Source organism: Mycobacterium sp. Soil_C_30, from assembly GCF_057656995.1.
This window is the reverse complement of sequence record NZ_JBDGJH010000003.1, coordinates 56,142-74,768: the sequence shown is the minus strand read 5'-3', so window position 1 is coordinate 74,768 and position 18,627 is coordinate 56,142. Positions and strand designations below refer to the sequence as shown.

Genomic DNA, 18,627 nt, shown 5'->3' with positions numbered 1-18,627 from the left:
ACCACCGGGTGGTGGGAGATTCGAGGCGGGGTCCGATCAGCCTCGAGTCTTTAGAAATGAGAATGGCGACTGCGCGAGCCGTAGGTGTCAGACGCTCGCGACGGCGCGGATCTGCCTCGGTGCGATGGTGATGAGAGCGCGACCACGATGCAAGCCTCGTTCGACTGCAACAGGGCTCAGCGTCTCGTCGATGTACTTACGGCGTATCCGTCGCGTCCAGGTGCCTGTGGGGTCTGCCGAGACCGCAGCATCACCGACCACCCGTACCTGACGGTTCGGCCGTTCGCCATCACCACGTTGCTCGTATTCCGTGTCGATGACCAAACCCACTCGGGGGTTAGACCGGATACGACTGAGGTGCGGGCGATCCAAATAGCTGGTGACGTAGAAAGCGTTGTCTACCCAGAGGAACCAGACCGGGGTGATGTGGGGGTAACCCGCTTCGTCGATGGTGGCCAGTCTGGAGACCAGATCAGCCGACAGCAGCTGGTTGATCTCGGCGTCATCTAGCGTTCTCATCAACCTGATGGTGCCAGCCCTAGGCGGACCTTGACGGGGGTTGAATTCGAGCGGATGCGAGGACAGGACTTGATCGGCCTCAAACGTCTAGATACAAGACGTGCTTACCGTTGAAGGGGAGTCGTCGCTGTCGTTCTGGGAGGATCGGTCTGTGCTCACCAAGCAGGACTACACCGCACCTGAATTCGATCGTTCGGCGTTGGTGCTCATCGACGTACAGAACGATTTCGTCGACGGAGCATCCCCGGTCGAAGGGACAGCTGACCGCATCGACACCATGGCTCAGCTAGCTGCCATCTTCCGTGCAGCTGGCCGGCCGATCGTCCATATCGTGCGGCTATACCTGCCAGGGGGAAGTGATGTCGACTTGCCCCGACGCGCAGCGATTGAGGCGGGTAGCCAGGTCGCTGCCCCAAACACCCACGGGGCCAACATCCCCGAACCGCTCCTCCCGAACACAGAGGGCGTCCTGGACTTCGAATTACTACTCGCCGGGAGCGCCCAGCACCTTGGGGTCAATGAAGTCGTCATGTTCAAGCCGCGCTGGTCGGCGTTTTACCGCACGAGACTCGACGATCACCTACGCCAGATGGGTGTCACCACGATCGTTCTCGCCGGGTGTAACCTCCCCAATTGCCCACGCGCCACCCTGTTCGACGCCTCTGAACGCGACTACCGAGCAGTTCTCGTCACCGACGCCACCTCACAGGTGACGCCACAACGATTAAGCGATCTCCAGCTGATTGGGATCCACCTGGCCACGACTTCTGATGTTCGAGAAGGGTTCGAAAGCGGTCGCAGTCAGACACTCACACAGTCAGCGAACCGAAGAACCCGAGACAAGAACTGATCGACCTCGAATCTTTCGATTTGAGACTGGAACTCCGCCCAAAAGCCGTTGCATTCGGTCGGGGCGGTTCGACGCGATCATGCTCCTCAGTGCCGCCTGCAGCTGTTGTGTTTGGCCGTGTTGCTTGACGCAGCAACAACCCGTTCGGCAAGACACTAGCCGACCGTGAGCACAGCGCCAACGACCTCGCCGAGGTCGAACCTCTGCTACGACAGGCAGCCACCCACGAGATCACCACCACACGTCCGCTGTCCGAAGTGGTCGATGCCTTGGTCGATACCGCAGGGAGTCCTCAGCGTGGCAGGACGTGACGGCGACCCCGCTGTGCCACGCTGGTAGGCATGGTCGAGGTGTTGATCGCCGAACCGGGTGAACTCAGCGAGGCGCAACTGGATGCCGCGGAGACATTGGTGCGCAGCGCGTTCGGGCCCAGCTTTCGGCCTCACGATTGGCTGCATGCCGTGCAGGGCATGCACGTGTCCCTCATCGACGGTGAGACCCTCGTCGCGTTCGCCGCCGTCGTGGCCCGAACTCTGCACCACAGCGGTGTCGCTTTCGACACCGGCTACGTCGAGGGGGTCGCGGTCCGCGCCGACCAACAGGGCCGCGGACTTGGTCGTGTCGTGATGGATCACGCCGAGACGATCATCCACACACGCCATCAACTCGGTGCCCTCAATGCCGTCGAGACTGCAGCCGGCTTCTACGCTGCTCGCGGTTGGCAACCATGGACCGGACACACCCAAGCAACGAGTCCAGAAGGCGTAATCGACACTTACGACGCCGCTGATCGGATTTACCTTCTCAACCCCACCGAAGGAAACCACTCACTGGACACCGGCGCCGCTCTGATCTGCGACTGGCGGCCCGGAGATCTCTGGTAGAGCCACCAACGAGCAAGCTGTGGTCACGGCGTCCATCGACGCATCCGCCACTGTCTGCAACGCGGTTCCTTGTTCATCATCGGCCAGCCGGGCGTGCACGGAGTTGATGACATCCCCATGACCTCACTGTGTCTCGTCTTCGAATGTCCGGTGTGAAGCCTTGCGAGGTCGACTCCCACCTCGGTTGTCCCGGCACAGTGACGCCGCCCGGAGTGGACACCGGTCTACGCCGTTGGCGGGTCAAACGGTCTCGAGCTCGAAAACTTCTAGTTCGTCGCTACTAGCCTGGTTGTCATGGTGGGGACCTTGCCGGTGGGAATCCGGTGCGTGGTGTTCGATGTCGGTGAGACGCTAGTCGACGAGACTCAGCTCTGGACGGGGTACGCCGCACAGACGGGTGTTCCGGCTTTCACGCTGATGGGGGTTCTCGGTGCGTTGATCGAACGCGGCGCTGGCCATGACGACCTGTGGGCAACGCTCGGGATCAATCGACCGAAGAGCCCGGTGCCGTTTGATCGGATCGACCTCTATCCCGACGCGCTCCCCTGCCTGTCGATGGTGCGCGGGGCGGGCCTTTCGGTGGGTGTTGCAGGGAATCAACCCGAGAGCACACAGGCGTTGCTCCAGGCCGCTGGAGTACGCGCGGATTTCATCGCGGCCTCTACTGAATGGGGTGTGGCTAAACCTGATTCGCGGTTCTTCGAGCGACTGGTCGAAGAGTCAGGAGTGCCGGCCACCGCGGTACTCTACGTCGGCGACCGTCTCGACAATGACGTCCTGCCCGCTCGAAGCAGGGGCATGCGAACAGCTTTCCTACGGCGCGGTCCGTGGGGCCACATCCACGCCCGAAGGCCAGAGGCGGCACTTGCCGACATGCACCTCGAATCCCTCAACGACCTCACCGAGGCACTGCAAGCCACAGAAGCGGGTCGGTGACACAATCGTGCGATGACAGCTACCAGAGCTGCGCGCTACCAAAGACTCTCGGCATTCCTGGCGGCCCGCGGCGATGGTGAGCTCGCTGAGTTGGTGGGCACCGGTCGAATCATCAGCGTGGGTGTAGGTGGTGGGTCTGCGCTTGTCGACGTCGAGAGCGTGCCGGTGTTCACCAAGCGGATCCCACTGACCGACCGGGAGCGCGCCAACCCAGGATCCACAGCGAACCTGTTCAACCTGCCGATGTTCTGCCAATACGGCCTCGGCGGACCAGGTTTCAACGCCTGGCGCGAGCTGGCCGCCAACATCATCGTCACCGACGCCGTACTGGCCGGCGAGACACAATCGTTCCCGATCCTCTACCACTGGCGGGTACTCCCTGGCCGGTCGCCGGTCGCCGCCGAACACGCTGACATCGACGCCGCCGTCGCCGCCCAGGACGGTTCCCCCGCCGTGCGGGCCCGCCTCGAAGCGCTGGCCGAAGCCACGTGGAGCCTCGTACTGTTCTGCGAGTACCTCCCCCACCCGATCACCGACTCTCTGCGACAAAACCCGGCTGACAAAGCTGTCGCCGTCGAGCGGCAGCTCTTCGAGATCGTGACGTTCCTGCGGGACCGGGAGTTGTTGCACATGGATGGACACTTCGGCAACCTCCGCACCGACATGGAGCGGATCTATCTCAGCGACTTCGGGCTGGCGACATCGCCGCACTTCGACTTGTCATCCGCGGAGCGCGACTTCACTGCGCAACACGTCACGCATGACGCCGGCTACGCCGCCATGCGACTGGTCAACTGGTTGGTGACCGATGTCTGCGGAGTGCCCAGTAGCAACCCAGTCGCCCACAACGAGTACCTACGCCAGTGCGCTACCGGGCGTATACCGGGTGACGTGCCGCCGACGGTCGCCGCGATCTTGACCCGGCACGCACCCGCCGCCGCGAAGATGAACGCCTTCTACGGGAGACTGTTCCACGGCGACCTCCACGCCGAATACCCCGATCTATAAGGGGGATTGAGCCGACGCACCCACTCCTCGCCTCGTAGGCGCCAGATTCTGAAATAAACAAGTCTTCCACCCGTCCGCCCATGCCCGTCGCAGGGAGTCGTTTCGAGTGCGTCTCAGTAAGCGGGTCGGTGTTCGGCCAGGGCGCGGAAGGCCTGTACCGGTGAGGCGGTGGGATCCTCGGCGAGAACCTGGATGCCGACATGGTTGGCGCCGGCCGAGAGGTGATCGTCGATCTTGGTGTAGATGGTCTCCGGGGAACCGTGCGCGACCAGGGCGTCGATGAGTGCGTCGCTGCCTGCTCCGGCGATATCGGCTTCGGTGAACCCGTGCCGCAGCAGGTTGTTGGTGTAGTTACGCAGGCCCAGGTAGGGATGCTGCACCGCGGATCGGCCGATTCTTCGCGCCTGGTCAACGTCCTGGTTCAGCACGACCTTGTGCTCGGGAGCCAGGAAGGCGTTGTTGCCCAGGGTCTCTCGCGCATATTGTGTGTGCGGGGGGACGGTGAGATAGGGGTGTGCCCCCAGTGTCTTCTCACCGGCCAGGGACAGTGTGTTGGTTCCCAGGGCGCCGATCAGGATCGCGCCGGCCGGCACCGCATTATCCAGGAGCGAATCGACGTAGTTGACCATCCGTTCGAAAGGCCGTTCGTAGGTGGCTCGCGTCTCGGGATGACCGAGACCGATGCCCAACAGCAGGCGGGGTCCGTGGCGGTCGACGATCCGGTGATGGTGACGGGCGATGCTGCGGGGGTCGTCTTGCCACATGTTGATGATCGCCGTCGCGATGATCGCGTTCTTGGTCGCGGCGACCATCTGCTCGAGCAGGTCCATGTCACCGACGGGGTCTGCGCCGATTCCCACCCAGATCGTCTGATAACCCAACTCTTCGAGCTCAGAGGCGTAGGCGATACGGGGAGCATCACCCAGTGCGGGATTGAGCCATGCTCCGTATGTGCCGAACCGCTCGTGTGTGTCGTTCATCGCGGCGGCGCGGTGGTGCTGAAGATCGGCCAGCAGATCTCGGTTGCGGTGAACCGGGCCGGATCTGTGGGAGTGCCGCCGAGATAGTGCTCGCGGATGGGCCCCTGGCTGCTGATCAGATGCTCGTTGACGTAGATGCCCAGGGCCGCGTAACTGCGGTCGATGCCATCGTGACCGCCCGGGTGGGTGAGCACCGCGAATTCGGCCCTGGGTAAGACCTCGGCGTGGACACCCTCGGGGGGATCTGCGGATGGTGGTGCTTCGACAAACATGGTTGCGCTGCCGCGCTGTTCGAGGAACAGCGCGCGGTCGTAGAGGCCGCCCGGCACCACCGCGGTCGGCGCGCCTGCTGCCATGGCGACGGCCCGGTGCAGGGTCCGCAGTGACGCCGTAAACCAGTCGTCGATCCCGGAGGTGTCGATGGTGGCGCTGACGGACCACACGGCGAGCGCCGGTTCGTGGCGCGATGTGACGTCCGTGGGAGTGCGCACGGGGGAGAGCAGTTCGCGCAGCGCACCCACGGTGTCACGGGTCCGCTGCAGCTGAGCCTCCATCTGTTCGAGATGAGTGGTGATGATGTCGGTGCGGGCCCCGGCGTCGTCGGTGCTCAGTAACGCCTTGATGTCGGGAATGGACATGCCCAGCGATCGGAACCGGCGGATGATGTGGGCGTGATCGACCTGGCTGGTGTCGTAGAAGCGGTAGCCGGTGTAGGGATCGATGTGGGCGGGTTCGAGAATGCCGATGTCGTGGTAGTGGCGTAGCGCCTTCCTACTCAGACTGGTCATCACTGCGAAGTCTCCGATCGAGACCTGTGCGCCCATGGCGTCCTCCTCTGCGTTTGCATCGCCTATGTGATGGGACACGGCCATCCTCAAGCCTCCCCCTGGGGCAAGGTCAACATCACGTCGCGGGTCGAACCTGGGGTTGACCTTCCCCTTGGGGCAAGTTTCATCGTGGGGTCATGACCAACACCACAGACTGGGATGCACTCCCGGACACCATAAAGACGTTCATGACTGCCCTCGATGCCCGTGAGGTGGACCAAGCGCTGGCCACACTCACCACCGATGCCGTGATAACCGACGAAGGCCATGACTACAAGGGACACGACGAGATCGGGGCCTGGGTGGCCACCGCGGCCGCCGAGTACACCTACACCACCGCATTCACCGGCGCGACCACCACCAAAGCGGGCGTCGACGTCGGGCAGCACCTGGAGGGCAACTTCCCGGGCGGGGTCGCCGACCTGCACTACCGCTTCACCCTCGACGGCACTGCGATCAGCCGGGTGGTGATCGAGCCATGACGCGGCGTTGGTTCATCACCGGAGGCACCCCCGGCAACTTCGGAATGGCGTTCGCCGAGACCGCACTCGAGGCCGGCGACCGCGTGGTACTCACGACCCGGCGCCCGCAGGAGCTGGCGACGTGGGCCGAGCAGTACGGCGACCGCGTACTCGTGGTCCCACTGGAACTCACCGATGCGGCGCAGGTACAGCGTGCGGTGCACGCCGCAGAGGAGCACTTCGGCGGCATCGACGTGCTGGTCAACAACGCCGGCCGCGGTTGGTACGGATCGATCGAAGGGATGGACGAGTCCTCGTTGCGGGCGATGTTCGAGCTGAACTTCTTCGCCGTGCTGTCGGTGACACGTGCGGTGCTGCCGGGGATGCGCGCCCGCGGCAACGGGTGGATCGTCAACGTGTCCTCGGTGGCCGGGCTTCTGGCGGCGCCCGGATTCGGCTACTACAGCGCGACGAAGTATGCCATCGAAGCCATCACCGATGCCCTGCGCGACGAGGTGGCTGCTCAGGGCATCTCCGTCTTGACGGTCGAACCAGGTGCGTTCCGCACCAATGCCTATGCCGGTTTCGCCAACGAGCCTGTCACGGAGACGATTCCGCAATACCACGACATGCTCGAAGAGGTCCGCGCCGCCTTCGTCGAGATGGACGGTGTGCAACCCGGCGATCCGCACCGCGGTGCCCGGGCGGTGATCGCAGCGATGGCTCAAGATCCGCCTCCACGCCGGCTGGTCCTGGGCAACAGCGGATACGACGCCGTGATCGATACGCTGGAGAAGAATCTGGCCGACATCCGGGCAAACGAAACACTCTCTCGCAGCGCCGATTTCCCCACCTGACAGGCCGCCCGAGCGAGACATACCCGACCCGGCCCGCCGATCTCAGGGCGCCAGTTGACCGAGATCAGCGGGTCGAGTGTGGGCAAAGGGCATGCCTGCCAGGAAAACCCACCATTCGTGAGAGAACGGGAAAAGGAAGGCGACGGCGGTGGCGGAGACGGCGAAGCTGACCATGAACGCTTTGCGGCGCCCGATTGCGTCGGCGATGAACCCCCAGCTCACATAGCCGATGATGCCGCCGGCGGAGTCACCGGGCTGGGCTTTATGGCCGGCGGCGCGCCTGGCTTTGCGCGCGTCGATATTGCTGCGGACTTCCGGCGGTTCAGGGACGTGGCGCCTCATGAAGTACACGAGGAAGGCAGGGAAGACGGCCAGCCCGCCCTCAACGCATTCGCAATCACCTTCCACGGCCGGATCATTCCGACTGGCACCTCACCACTGCCAGAAACAGACCCACCGTTTTCCGACAGACCCGCGGGACGTTCGACGGGTGCGATCAGCGGCATGTGAACGTCTCAGCTAGCAGACCGGTCTGTGCCCGTGTGCGGTCGGTTTGGGTGGCCGGTGTAGTCCGGAAGCAGAGTGCGTGGGATCGGTCCCTTGTTGCGGCCGCCTTGTTGAGTCTGCTCCCAGCCGTGGGCAAGGATGCCGACCGAACGTGAGAGCACAAATAGCCCTCGGCCCAGAGGTGGCGGGAACCCCAGTTCGGCGTAGACGACGGCGGTGGCGCCGTCGATGTTCATCGGCACGGGCTTGGTCCGACCTTCCGCCAGTGCCGCTTCCAAAGCAAGTGCCGCGTGCAAGTATCGGCCGGAAACCGCACCGTCGCGCTCGGCCTCGGCCACCAGGCTCAGGAGTGGGTCACGGCGGGGATCACGGGGATGGAAGCGGTGGCCGAACCCGGGGACATATCGACGACTTGCGCGGTATGCGGCGACGGTTCGGTCCGCAGCGGGCCGTAGCTGGGCCGCGTCCTCGGCCTCGGCGCAGAGGCCGGCCAACACTTCCATGCACTGCTCCCCCGCACCGCCGTGAACGTCACCGAGCATGCCCACGCCAGTGGCGATGACGTTGTTGAGTCCGACGCCGCATGTGGCGGCCATACGGGCCGCCGCGATCGACGGTGCCTGCGGGCCGTGGTCCACTGCTGAGACCAGCGCCGCGTTGAGGAGGCGTTCCTGCCATGGCGATGGCAGTTCGCCGCGGATCATCAGCCATACCATGGCGGCATACGAGGTGGTCGGGATGATGTCCTCGATGGCATAGCCGTGGTAGCGGATCACGCCCGGCGAGATATCACTGATGTCGGTGCGCCACCAGGCGGTGACGTCATCAATGGTGGTATCGGAGAGCGTCCGCGCGGTGTGGTTGGTTGTCATACCGCCTCCTGTGCGTTCAGTTCTGCGATCTCCTGGTCGGAGTATCCGAGTTCGGCCAGCAGTTCGCCGGTGTGTGCGCCCAGCGTTGGTGGTGGTGATTTCGGTTGCAACGGTTGGCCGTTGACGTGAAACCCACTGCCCAACACCTTCACCGTCCGATCGGGAAGAACAACCTCGTGCACCAGCGATCGCTCGACGATCTGATCAAGTGCAAGGGAATCGGTGACGTCGAGGACCAGCCCGGCAGGCACACCGGCTTCATTGAACAGCGGTTCCCAATCACGCGCCGATTTGGCCACCAACGCTGATTCCAGTTCGGCACGCAGTTCGGTTCTGCGCACCTTGCGGTCGTCGCGTTGAGCGAATCGAGGGTCGTCGATGAGGTCTTCACGGCCAATCAGCTTGCACAGCGTCTCGAACTGCTCCTGTTTGTTGGCGGCGATGTTCAGTGCGCCTGCACCGGTGGCGAAGGTGGCCGATGGAGCGCCAGTTGGATTCTCATTACCGTTCGGCGTCGGGGTGCGCCCGGCGATCAAATAGTCGGAGACCACCCAGCCCAGCGCGGTCAGCGAACTCTCGAGCATCGAGACGTCGAGATAGGCGCCTTCGCCCGTGCGACTGCGAGCGACCAGCGCGCCGTTGATGGCCATCGCGGCCGTCATGCCGCCGAGTGTGTCGCATACCGGGAAACCGACGCGCAGTGGTGCGGTCTCTGGAGTCCCGGTCGCTGCACTCATCCCCGAAAGGCCCTGGATGATCTGGTCGTAAGCCGGTCGGGTTCGCATCGGGCCGGTTTGGCCGAACCCAGAGATGGCGCAGTACACCAACTTCGGGTTCGTCGTCCGAAGGTCTTCCCACCCGTACCCCAGTCGGGCCATCACGCCGGGCCGGAAGTTCTCCACCAGCACATCGGCCTTGGCAACAAGCCGTTCGAATACCTGACGCCCTGCGTCGCTCTTGAGATCGACGGTGAGGGAGCGCTTTCCGGCGTTCTGCGCCACGAAGGACGCACCCATCCGCTGCGCCGACAGCGACGGCTCGGCTCCCAACTGGCGCGCAAGATCTCCTGTTTTAGGGACCTCGACCTTGATGACGTCGGCACCCATCAGGGCCAGTTGGTAACTGGCGTACGGGCCGGCCAGGACGTTGGTGAGGTCCAGAACTCGAATTCCGTCGAGTAGTTGCATAGGTCGGACCTCCGTCGGCGCATTGACAGCTTCGCCCCTACGGTAACACGGAAAACCGTTCTATGGTTTATTTGTTCCATCTGATGGTTTAGAACTGAACCCCTGCTGTCAGCGACTGGTTCCACAAAACCGTAGGGTGGGTGACACCCCCGAGCGTGCGAGATGAGGTGCCATGAGCGCAGAGGCGTTGGATCCCACCGAGAAGCCGGCGTCCGCCGACGCCGGCGTCCGTAGCGTCACGCGCGTCATCGATCTGCTCGAACTCTTCGACACCGCACACCCGGTCAGGACGTTGAAGGAGCTGGTCGAGGGCACGTCGCTTCCGAAGACGACTGTTGTCCGGCTGGTTGCCACCATGTGTGCCCGCAGCGTGCTCAGCGCGCGACCCGATGGCACCTACTGCCTGGGTCCGGCGATGCTGCGGTGGGTTCGCCTCGCCGGCAAGACCTGGACCCCGCCCGACGAAGTGGTCGCAGTGATGCGGCAACTTTCCGCAGACACAGGCGAGACCGTCAACCTCTACATTCGGCAGGGCCTGTCCCGCGTAGTAGTCGCCCAGTGCGAGAGCACCGCCACAGTGCGCTCCGTGATCCCCGTCGGGGTGCCGTACCCGCTCTGGGCCGGTGCAGCCGGGAAAATCCTGCTGATGTCCGCACCCGACCTCGTGGACGACGTGGCCGCGGATTCCCCCCACGGTCCCGGATTCGCCGAGACCCTGCGTACTGCGATCGAAGAAGGTCGCGTGCGGGGCTATCAGATGGTGCACGGGGAGCGCGAACTCGGCTCCACCGGGCTGTCGTTTCCCATCTTCGACACCCGCGGAACAGTGGTAGCCGCACTGACACTCGGCGGACCCACCGGGCGATTCACCGACGACCGCGTTCCGAGGTACATCGACTTCACCCGCAAGGCCGCCGAAACCATCTCCGAGATCGGGCTGCCCGGCCTGGACTGAGAACCCGGGTCGCCAGTCGGATGGGTTTCGCGTTGGCGATGCGCTGAACGTTCTCCGACGCAGCGAGTCGCTCTGTGAGAGCTGTTCGATCGTGCGCCGAGCCACATTAGCGACACCATCGAGATCCGCGATGGCGGCACCACCGGGAAAACACACGTCACCCATGGCCGTCGGCTCCAACGGTCGAAACGGGCCATGCTTGACGGGCCTTGCCAGCGCGAAAGCGCGAGCGAAAACCCGCATGTCGAGATCCCTCAGAGCCTCGATGTCGAGGGCCGCGCCGTCCAGCACAACGCCGGCAGTACAACGCGCCTTCGGTTGGTTGCGAGCATCTCCCCGATCAGCGCCCGGCATGGATCTCCTTCCATTGGCGATGATTGCGTCCCCGCAAGTTGGATGGCCTTGCGGACGCCCAGGTTTTCACCCGCCACGCGTCCACACGGTGAAGGCGTTCCCGCTTATCGTGCGCACCGACCACCGGGCGCCGATCGCAGAGTCCACGGCGCCGAATTTCCCAATGGCCTCTATCACCAACGCTGTGCCGAGCTTGGCCAACTGTTCAAGCATCGAGGTCGAGCACCGATCAAAGCCCTCGATCGCGGACTGCCGTCGGTCATGGGCACCTTCGCCGCAACAAATATCGACCACTCTACGGTTTCTCTAGACCATTAGATGGTTCGTCGTGTAGCGTACGCCACACACCCGCAGTGATGAGGAGCACGCTATGAAGAACCTTCGATCAAAGGTTGTCGGACGGCTGACGTCGAACGGCGTCCTACTCGGCACCACCCTGGCTATCGCGCTGACCACGGCGTGCGCGCCCGGCGGCGGCGGGAACGGCGGAGGCGGAGGCGACGCGGCGAACTACCCCAGCCGCTCCATCGAACTCCTGGTACCGGCCAAGCCTGGCGGCGGATGGGACCAGACCGCGCGCGGCATGCAGCAGGTCGTGCAGGAGGCCAAGCTCACCGATCAGAGCATCGAGGTCATCAATCGGGAAGGCGGTGGCGGCGCCACCGGCCTGGCCGAGCTCACCAGCAACGACAAGGGAAACCCGAACACCCTGATGATCGGTGGGCTGGTGATGATCGGCGCGCTCAAGCAGGCGGGGTCACCGCTGTCGATCACCGACGCCACCACCATCGCCACACTGACCTCTGAAGCCGAAGCACTTGTCGTGCGCGCTGATTCGCCCTTCCAGACCATTACCGATGTCATCAACGCCTACAAGACCGACCCGAAGTCAGTGGTCTTCGGCGGAGGATCCGCCGGTGGCTCTGACCAGATCCTCGTCGGCCTCATGCTCAAAGCGGCCGGCCTCGCACCTAGCGATATGAACTATGTCGGCTACTCCGGGGGCGGCGAAGCCACGGCAGGAATCCTCTCCGGCGATGTCAAGGTCGGCGTATCGGGCGTCTCGGAGTTCGAAGGACAGATCGAGGGCGGCGAAATGCGCCTGCTCGCCATCAGCTCCGACGACGAGGTCACCGTTGCCGGCAAGCCCGCACCGACCCTCAAGAGCGCCGGCCTCGACGTCGACTTCGTCAACTGGCGCGCCATCTTCGCGCCCCCCGGCTTGTCGGACGAACAGGTCGAGGGCATCACCGCCTTCGTCACCAGGATTCACGATGCCGAACAGTGGAAGACGCTGGTCGACGAGCGTGGCTGGACCGACGACTTCCGCACCGGTGAGGATGCAGCCAAGTTTGTCTCCGATGCGCAAGACGAAACCGGCTCGATTCTCGAAGAGCTCGGACTGTGAGCGTTTCCAAGGACGGCATGTCCGATCACGACGTCGAGGGTGCTCCCCTCGATGGTTCCGATGAGGGCATTGATATGGAGAGCGACACCACTATCGTGGCCAGCTCACCCCGCGCTCCGGCTGTACTCGGGGTGGTCATCGTCGCGATCGGCGCTCTACTGCTTTGGCAGGCATGGGAAGTACCAGGATCAATGGCGCCACAGGGGCCACGCTTTCTGCCGGTGATCATCGCGGTCGCGTGGACCCTGCTCGGCGTCGCCTACCTGGCCGGCGCGTTGGCCGCACTGGCGGGCCGGCGCCACCAGCCGGCCGCCGAACGGTTCGACCACTTGTTGCGCGTCATCGTTCTCATCGGGGTGCTCGTCGCCTACGCCTACGCGATCGACCCGATCGGCTATCTGATCTCGACCGCGGTGCTGTTCGGAGTGTGTGCCGCACTCCTGGGCAGCCGCAGCCACATTCGCGACGCCGTGATCGCCGTAGCGCTCACCGTCGCAATCTACTTCCTGTTCAGCTACGGACTGAACATCTACCTACCACCAGGACTCCTCCCGCTATGACGGTCTTCGCCGATCTTCTCGGTGGCTTCGCCACCGTTTTCACCCCGACCAACCTGCTGCTGGCCGCGCTCGGTGTCACCCTCGGCACCCTCGTCGGCGTGCTACCGGGTATCGGACCCGCGGTCACCATCGCTCTACTGCTGCCGGTGACCTTTCAGTTCGACGATCCCGCCGGTGCGTTCATCATGTTCGCCGGCATCTACTACGGGGCCATGTACGGCGGGTCGACCACATCGATCCTGCTGAACACTCCCGGCGAATCCGCCTCTGTCGCAACGGCCATGGAAGGCCACCTGATGGCCAAGGCCGGACGAGCACGCGCGGCGCTGGCCACCGCCGCCATCGGCTCATTCGTCGCCGGCACCATCGCCACCGTGCTGCTCACCTTCGTGGCCAAGCCCATCGGCAAGCTCGCCGTCACCTTCACCGCGGCCGACTACACCGCCCTGATGGTTCTGGCCTTGGTCTCGGTCACCGCGCTGGTCGGACGCTCCCTGGTGCGCGGCCTGCTGGCGCTGCTGGTCGGCGTCACCCTCGGCATGATCGGGCTGGACTCACTATCGGGGCAGGCGCGACTCACCTTCGGCCAACCACTGCTCTACGACGGCATCAGTGAAGTCATCCTCATCATCGGACTCTTCGCCATCGGCGAAACCCTTTACGTGCTGGTCCGCGGCCGCACCAAACCCGGCGTGCTCGCACCCCTGGACCCACCGCAGAAGGGCGACATCTTCTGGATGAGCCGCACAGACTGGAGTAGGTCCTGGCGACCGTGGTTGCGCGGGACCGCCGTCGGATTCCCCTTCGGCGTGCTGCCCGCCGGCGGCGCCGAAATCCCCACCTTCCTGTCCTACACCTACGAAAAGAAGCGCTCAAAAGGTAAGGCACAGTTCGGCAAAGGCGCCATCGAAGGCGTCGCCGGACCCGAAGCTGCCAACAATGCCTCGTTCTCCGGCGTGCTGGTACCCCTGCTGACCCTCGGCCTCCCCACCTCCGCGACCGCGGCCGTGCTCATCGCCGCCTTCCAGATCTTCAACCTCCAGCCCGGCCCGCAACTCTTCGAAGAACAGTCCGGGCTCGTCTGGGCACTGATCGCCTCGCTCTACATCGGCAACGTCATGCTGCTGCTGCTCAATCTCCCGCTGATCCGGCTCTGGGTCAAAGTCCTACAGATTCCGCGCCCCGCGCTCTACGCCGGAATCCTCGTCTTCGCCACACTCGGTGTGTACTCCGTATCCGGCAGCGCGGTCGACATCCTCATCGCCTACGCCGTCGGCATCGTCGGACTGTTCATGCGGCTCTACGACTTCCCCATCGCACCAGTCATTCTCGGCGCCATTCTGGGACCCAACCTGGAAAACCAGTTCCGCCGCGCGCTCACCGCCTCCAACGGCGACTGGAGCGTGTTCGTCACCCACCCCACCTCCGCGATCATCCTGGCACTCGCAGTCGTCGCCTTCTTCGTCCCTTACCTGCCATGGATCATCAAACGCCTCAAAGGCCAGGAGACACGGGGCTCAGTCAAACTCGCAGTAGGAGACGACGACTGAATCGGCTGGCTCCACGGTGATTCACGAGCGGCTGCCCAGTCCAACAAAAACTGAACGGCAAAAACGTATTCAGAGGAACCACGTAGAACAAGATTTACGGTGAGGTACTGGCCTGGCACGCCGCCCCAGTTCCGATGGGGCTGCGGCCGGGTCTCTCAAGATCTCAGCGCGCTGGTGCTGCGTCACGACCGCCACGGCCCCCTTTTTCACTGGCCGAGGTCATAGTAGAGATGTTCCAGAGCTCTACTTCCTTTGCTGGCGGCGAGTGGATTGAACCTCGTTCAGAAAACCTGTTTCACGCCCACGATCGGGCGCCGCTTACCAAACCAACCCGGAACGTTCGAAAATCCCACTTACACGTCCAATTGGATATCGACTGGACATTTGAGTTGACAAGTGGACCTCAAACTTGAGAAGCCACAAGCAGCTTGTAGGTTCTCGCGGTTGGTGACATATCGCCATGCATTGACGTGCGAGTTCTGCGTTGTCTCACGTCGATTCCAACCGGCTTGTCTCATGGAGCCCTTCATTTCCTACAAATGCGCGGACTGTCCGACATGCGGGCCGGGTCAGCCGCGCCGGGCTGCTTCCTGCGCGAGTTGCACGCGTGAGGTGAGTGCGAGTTTGGTGTACACGTGCGTGAGGTGGGTTTGCACGGTACGCGGTGACACGAAAAGCCGGGTGGCGATGTCGTTGTTGGCAAGGCCTTCGCTGACCAGCCGTACGACATCGCGCTCGGTGGGCGTAAGCGAAGCCCAGCCGCTCGCGGGGCGTTTGCGTTGACCGCGACGGCGCTGGGCGTAGGCGATCGCCTCTTCTGTGGACAGGGCGGCGCCCTCGGCCCACGCGGACTCGAAGTCATTCTCGCCCAACGCTTCCCGTATTGCCGCCACCGGGAATTCGAAGAAGGCGTCGAATATCTTGAATCGGATCAGCCCACCACGTTGGCGGATAGCATCTGCGGCGCCGAACAGCCGCGCCGCTTCAAGGTGACTGCCTACACCGAAGGCAAGTACCGCGAGGCATTCGAGAGCTTCCGGAGTGGCGCCGAATGTCCCAGTGCTGGCGGCGGTCACGAGCGCGGCGTGCGCGTCTCGGCCGGCCTGCTCGGGCTCACCCTCGGTGATCGCCACGCCTGCGCGCGTGGTCAGCGCGAGCGCCAGGTGAAAGCCGCTTGTCCGCGCGACGGCGTCGTCGGCGAGATGCCGGGCCCTGGTCAGATCCCCGCGCGCCAGCGCCGCCTGAGCCGCGTAAGCAATCCAGATCGCCGCCAGCTTGGGCTGCAGACTCAGATGGGGCAAACCCGCCGCGATCGCGTTGTCGGCAGCGGCAACGTCGCCCTCGGCGAGGTTCGCGGCCGTCAACCCCACGTAGGCGAGGCCGGGGAAGATCCCACCAAGCTCCGTCGCGATCTCGACGGCCGCGTCGGCGGACTCCCGCGCCGCACTCGGGTCCCCGTGCCACGCCAGCATGACGGCCTGCAAGGACAGGCCGCAGCACACCCAGTACACGTCGTGGACCGCGTCGGCCTCGGCAATCACCTCGCCCAACTGGGCGACGGCTCCCGCCAGATCACCGGTCATCCCCTGTGCCACACCGAGACACCAGCGGCTCGCATGTGAGGAAAACCGGTCACCGATGGTGGCGGCGAGGTCGCGTCCTTCTTGCGCAGCGGCACGTATCGCGATCGGATGACCCTCCATGGTCAGCCCGAACGCCTGCCAACCCAGAATCTGGCTGAGCCGCCATCCGTCGCCTAACGAGCGGGCCAGGCCGATCGCCTCGGCGAAGTACGGCTCGGCCACGTCGGGGTCGTAGACCGCGACGCAACCGCAGGCAGTCAGGGTCCGGAGCAACAGGGCGGGGTCCTCGAGTTCCCGCGCGATCGCCAGAGCGCGGAGGGCGTGCTCCATGCTGTCGGTGGCGCCCATGTGCGCGTTGAGCGTGGCCTTGTCGGCAAGCGCCCGTGCGTGCACCGCCGGCGCCGCCACCTTTGAAGGGTCCGCGTGTCGGTCCGTGAGCGCGGCGTCGAACCAGGACAGCCCTTCCCGGATGCAGCCCCGTCCGAGCCACAGTGGCTGCAGCGTTGACGCGAGCTGCGACGCGAGCTCGATGTCGGAGTTCTCTCGGCTCCACGTGAACGCGGCGCGCAGGTTGTCGAGCTCGGTGGCGGTCTGCTCGAGCAGCTGCTCGTGGCCGGTAGGTGCCGGGGTGTCGAGCATCGCCGCCAGGGCCGTGTAATGGTCGCGGTGACGGGCCCGTATGGCGTCGGCAAAACCGGATTCGCCGAGCTTTTCCAGAGCGTACTGGCGCACCGTCTCCAGCAGCCGGTATCGCGTTCGGCCACTTGCGCTTTCGGCCACGACCAGGGACTTGTCGACCAGCAATGTGAGCAGGTCTAGGACTTGGAAGCGTTTCACGTCACCATCGCCCGCGACCACCTCTGCGGCGTCGAGGTCGAACCCGCCCATGAACACCGCGAGCCGGGCAAACAAGATGCGTTCGGGCTCGGTCAGAAGTGCGTGCGACCAATCCACCGAGGCCCGCAGCGTCTGCTGGCGCCGCACCGCGGTGCGTGCACCGCCGGTTAGCAGCCGGAAGCGGTCATTGAGGCTGTCGCGGATCTCGCTCAACGACATGACGCGCACCCGCGCCGCCGCCAGCTCGATCGCCAGCGGCACTCCATCGAGGCGGCGACAGATCTCCGCCGTCACAGTGGCGTTGTCGTCGGTGAGGCGGAAATCGGGCCGGACCCGTCGCGCGCGATCGGCGAATAACTCGATGGCCTCGTCGGCCAGTGACAGCGACGGTACCCGCCAACTCACCTCGCCGGCCACCCCGATCGGCTCGCGACTCGTCGCCACGAGCGTCACCTCAGGGCAGCCGCCCTGTAGGCGGACAACCAGCGCCGCGCACGCGTCCAGCAGATGCTCACAGTTGTCCAGCACCAGCAGCAGCCGACGGTCGCCGACAAATCGGAGCAGTATGTCCATCGTGGAGCTGCCCTGCTGGTCAGGCAGGTCCAGCGCGCGGATCACCGCGACCGGCACCAGCTCGGGATCGGTGATCGGCGACAGATCGACCAACCACACCCCGCCGTCGAATCCACCGGCGACCTCGCCCGCCAGCTGCACCGCCAGGCGCGTCTTGCCGACACCGCCCGCGCCGGTGAGCGTCACGAACCGATTCTCGGCCAGGAGCTGCCGCACGTCGTTCAATTCGGCGGCGCGGCCCACGAAACTGGTGAACTGCGCTGGAAGGTGTTGAGCGGAAACGGTTTCAGATGCCCGCAGCGGAGGGAATTCGTTGCGCAGGTCGGGATGGCACAGCTGCACCACTCGTTCCAGGCGCGGGAGATCCCGCAACCGATGCGAACCAAGGCCGGTCAGCCAGGCGTCGGCAGGCAGCCGGTCCAGCACCAGATCTTCGGTGGTGCCCGACAGCACCGTCTGTCCACCGTGGCCCAGCTCGCGCAGCCGCGCGGTCCGGTTGATGGTCGGACCGATGTAGTTGCCCTCGTCCCGCAGCTGCACCTCCCCGGTATGCACGCCGATGCGCAGCCGGATCGGGGCCAGCGGTGCGCGCTGCAACTCCAGGGCGCACGCCACCGCATCGCTAGCCCGCGCGAACGCGACCACGAAGCTATCGCCTTCGCCTTGTTCGACCGGCCGGACACCGTGATGGGCGGAGATGACCTCGCACACCGTGCGATCAAGCCGCGCGATCGCGGCCGTCATCTCCTCCGGTTGGGTCTGCCATAGCCGCGTCGAGCCCTCGACGTCGGCCAGCAGCAACGTCACAGTTCCGGTGGGAAGCTCGCTCACGCCCAGGTCGCTCCAGTTCAACGGCTTCGTGTCCGCGCGTGGGTCAATCCCGCTCATGCTAGCCAGCATGCGGCGACCACGCGCCCCA

Annotated in this window: 17 protein-coding genes; 10 read left to right on the top strand and 7 right to left on the bottom strand. The window is 64.6% G+C overall.

Going from position 1 to position 18,627, the window contains the following annotated elements:
* Positions 1–87: 87 nt before the first annotated feature.
* The gene (locus AC3A6P_RS06015) at positions 88–519 is read right to left on the bottom strand and encodes a pyridoxamine 5'-phosphate oxidase family protein (protein WP_487689581.1); all 432 of its coding nucleotides are present in this window, start codon (positions 517–519) and stop codon (positions 88–90) included.
* Positions 520–670: 151 nt separating this feature from the next.
* Between AC3A6P_RS06015 and AC3A6P_RS06010 the strand changes: the two genes are divergently transcribed.
* The 4 genes from AC3A6P_RS06010 (at position 671) to AC3A6P_RS05995 (ending at position 4,197) form a co-directional block, all read left to right on the top strand.
* The gene (locus AC3A6P_RS06010) at positions 671–1,369 is read left to right on the top strand and encodes a cysteine hydrolase family protein (RefSeq protein WP_487689578.1); all 699 of its coding nucleotides are present in this window, start codon (positions 671–673) and stop codon (positions 1,367–1,369) included.
* Positions 1,370–1,710: 341 nt separating this feature from the next.
* A complete protein-coding gene (locus AC3A6P_RS06005; RefSeq protein WP_487689575.1) occupies positions 1,711–2,253 on the top strand; it encodes a GNAT family N-acetyltransferase in 543 nt (180 codons plus the stop codon).
* Positions 2,254–2,580: 327 nt separating this feature from the next.
* Positions 2,581–3,189 carry an HAD family hydrolase gene (locus AC3A6P_RS06000; RefSeq protein WP_487689571.1) on the top strand — a complete coding sequence of 203 codons (609 nt, stop codon included), beginning with the start codon at positions 2,581–2,583 and terminating at the stop codon, positions 3,187–3,189.
* A gap of 12 nt (positions 3,190–3,201) precedes the next feature.
* On the top strand, positions 3,202–4,197 hold the full coding sequence (locus tag AC3A6P_RS05995) for a serine/threonine protein phosphatase (RefSeq protein ID WP_487689568.1): 996 nt from the start codon (positions 3,202–3,204) through the stop codon (positions 4,195–4,197).
* Positions 4,198–4,310: 113 nt separating this feature from the next.
* Here AC3A6P_RS05995 and AC3A6P_RS05990 read toward each other — a convergent pair whose 3' ends face one another.
* Both AC3A6P_RS05990 and AC3A6P_RS05985 read right to left on the bottom strand, forming a co-directional pair.
* Positions 4,311–5,177 (bottom strand): TIGR03620 family F420-dependent LLM class oxidoreductase, encoded by an 867-nt coding sequence (locus tag AC3A6P_RS05990; protein WP_487689564.1) that lies wholly within the window; start codon positions 5,175–5,177, stop codon positions 4,311–4,313.
* The gene (locus AC3A6P_RS05985; protein WP_487689561.1) at positions 5,174–6,001 is read right to left on the bottom strand and encodes a MerR family transcriptional regulator; all 828 of its coding nucleotides are present in this window, start codon (positions 5,999–6,001) and stop codon (positions 5,174–5,176) included. The genes AC3A6P_RS05990 and AC3A6P_RS05985 overlap by 4 nt, the downstream gene beginning before the upstream one ends.
* Before the next feature lie 140 nt (positions 6,002–6,141).
* On the opposite strand from AC3A6P_RS05985, the gene AC3A6P_RS05980 reads away from it, so the two are divergent.
* Together AC3A6P_RS05980 and AC3A6P_RS05975 are read left to right on the top strand one after the other, a co-directional pair.
* Positions 6,142–6,486, top strand: coding sequence for a nuclear transport factor 2-like protein (locus AC3A6P_RS05980; protein ID WP_487689558.1), 345 nt, complete (start codon positions 6,142–6,144; stop codon positions 6,484–6,486).
* Entirely contained in the window at positions 6,483–7,322 is an 840-nt protein-coding gene (locus AC3A6P_RS05975) for an SDR family NAD(P)-dependent oxidoreductase (RefSeq protein WP_487689556.1), read from the top strand. Before AC3A6P_RS05980 ends, AC3A6P_RS05975 begins: the two co-directional genes overlap by 4 nt.
* A gap of 42 nt (positions 7,323–7,364) precedes the next feature.
* Here AC3A6P_RS05975 and AC3A6P_RS05970 read toward each other — a convergent pair whose 3' ends face one another.
* The 3 genes from AC3A6P_RS05970 to AC3A6P_RS05960 all read right to left on the bottom strand — a co-directional run bounded on the left by AC3A6P_RS05970 (position 7,365) and on the right by AC3A6P_RS05960 (position 9,888).
* Positions 7,365–7,730, bottom strand: a complete 366-nt coding sequence (locus AC3A6P_RS05970) for a hypothetical protein (RefSeq protein ID WP_487689553.1) — start codon at positions 7,728–7,730, stop codon at positions 7,365–7,367.
* A gap of 107 nt (positions 7,731–7,837) precedes the next feature.
* Positions 7,838–8,701 carry a citryl-CoA lyase gene (locus tag AC3A6P_RS05965; RefSeq protein ID WP_487689550.1) on the bottom strand — a complete coding sequence of 288 codons (864 nt, stop codon included), beginning with the start codon at positions 8,699–8,701 and terminating at the stop codon, positions 7,838–7,840.
* Entirely contained in the window at positions 8,698–9,888 is a 1,191-nt protein-coding gene (locus AC3A6P_RS05960) for a CaiB/BaiF CoA transferase family protein (protein WP_487689547.1), read from the bottom strand. Before AC3A6P_RS05960 ends, AC3A6P_RS05965 begins: the two co-directional genes overlap by 4 nt.
* A gap of 172 nt (positions 9,889–10,060) precedes the next feature.
* Here AC3A6P_RS05960 and AC3A6P_RS05955 point away from each other — a divergent pair, with 172 nt between their 5' ends.
* The 4 genes from AC3A6P_RS05955 to AC3A6P_RS05940 all read left to right on the top strand — a co-directional run bounded on the left by AC3A6P_RS05955 (position 10,061) and on the right by AC3A6P_RS05940 (position 14,715).
* Positions 10,061–10,843 (top strand): IclR family transcriptional regulator, encoded by a 783-nt coding sequence (locus AC3A6P_RS05955; protein WP_487689544.1) that lies wholly within the window; start codon positions 10,061–10,063, stop codon positions 10,841–10,843.
* 724 nt (positions 10,844–11,567) lie between these two features.
* On the top strand, positions 11,568–12,605 hold the full coding sequence (locus AC3A6P_RS05950; protein WP_487689541.1) for a Bug family tripartite tricarboxylate transporter substrate binding protein: 1,038 nt from the start codon (positions 11,568–11,570) through the stop codon (positions 12,603–12,605).
* A complete protein-coding gene (locus AC3A6P_RS05945; RefSeq protein ID WP_487689538.1) occupies positions 12,602–13,165 on the top strand; it encodes a tripartite tricarboxylate transporter TctB family protein in 564 nt (187 codons plus the stop codon). Before AC3A6P_RS05950 ends, AC3A6P_RS05945 begins: the two co-directional genes overlap by 4 nt.
* The gene (locus tag AC3A6P_RS05940) at positions 13,162–14,715 is read left to right on the top strand and encodes a tripartite tricarboxylate transporter permease (RefSeq protein ID WP_487689535.1); all 1,554 of its coding nucleotides are present in this window, start codon (positions 13,162–13,164) and stop codon (positions 14,713–14,715) included. The genes AC3A6P_RS05945 and AC3A6P_RS05940 overlap by 4 nt, the downstream gene beginning before the upstream one ends.
* A gap of 569 nt (positions 14,716–15,284) precedes the next feature.
* Here AC3A6P_RS05940 and AC3A6P_RS05935 read toward each other — a convergent pair.
* Positions 15,285–18,608 carry a helix-turn-helix transcriptional regulator gene (locus AC3A6P_RS05935; RefSeq protein WP_487689532.1) on the bottom strand — a complete coding sequence of 1,108 codons (3,324 nt, stop codon included), beginning with the start codon at positions 18,606–18,608 and terminating at the stop codon, positions 15,285–15,287.
* Positions 18,609–18,627 lie beyond the last annotated feature (19 nt).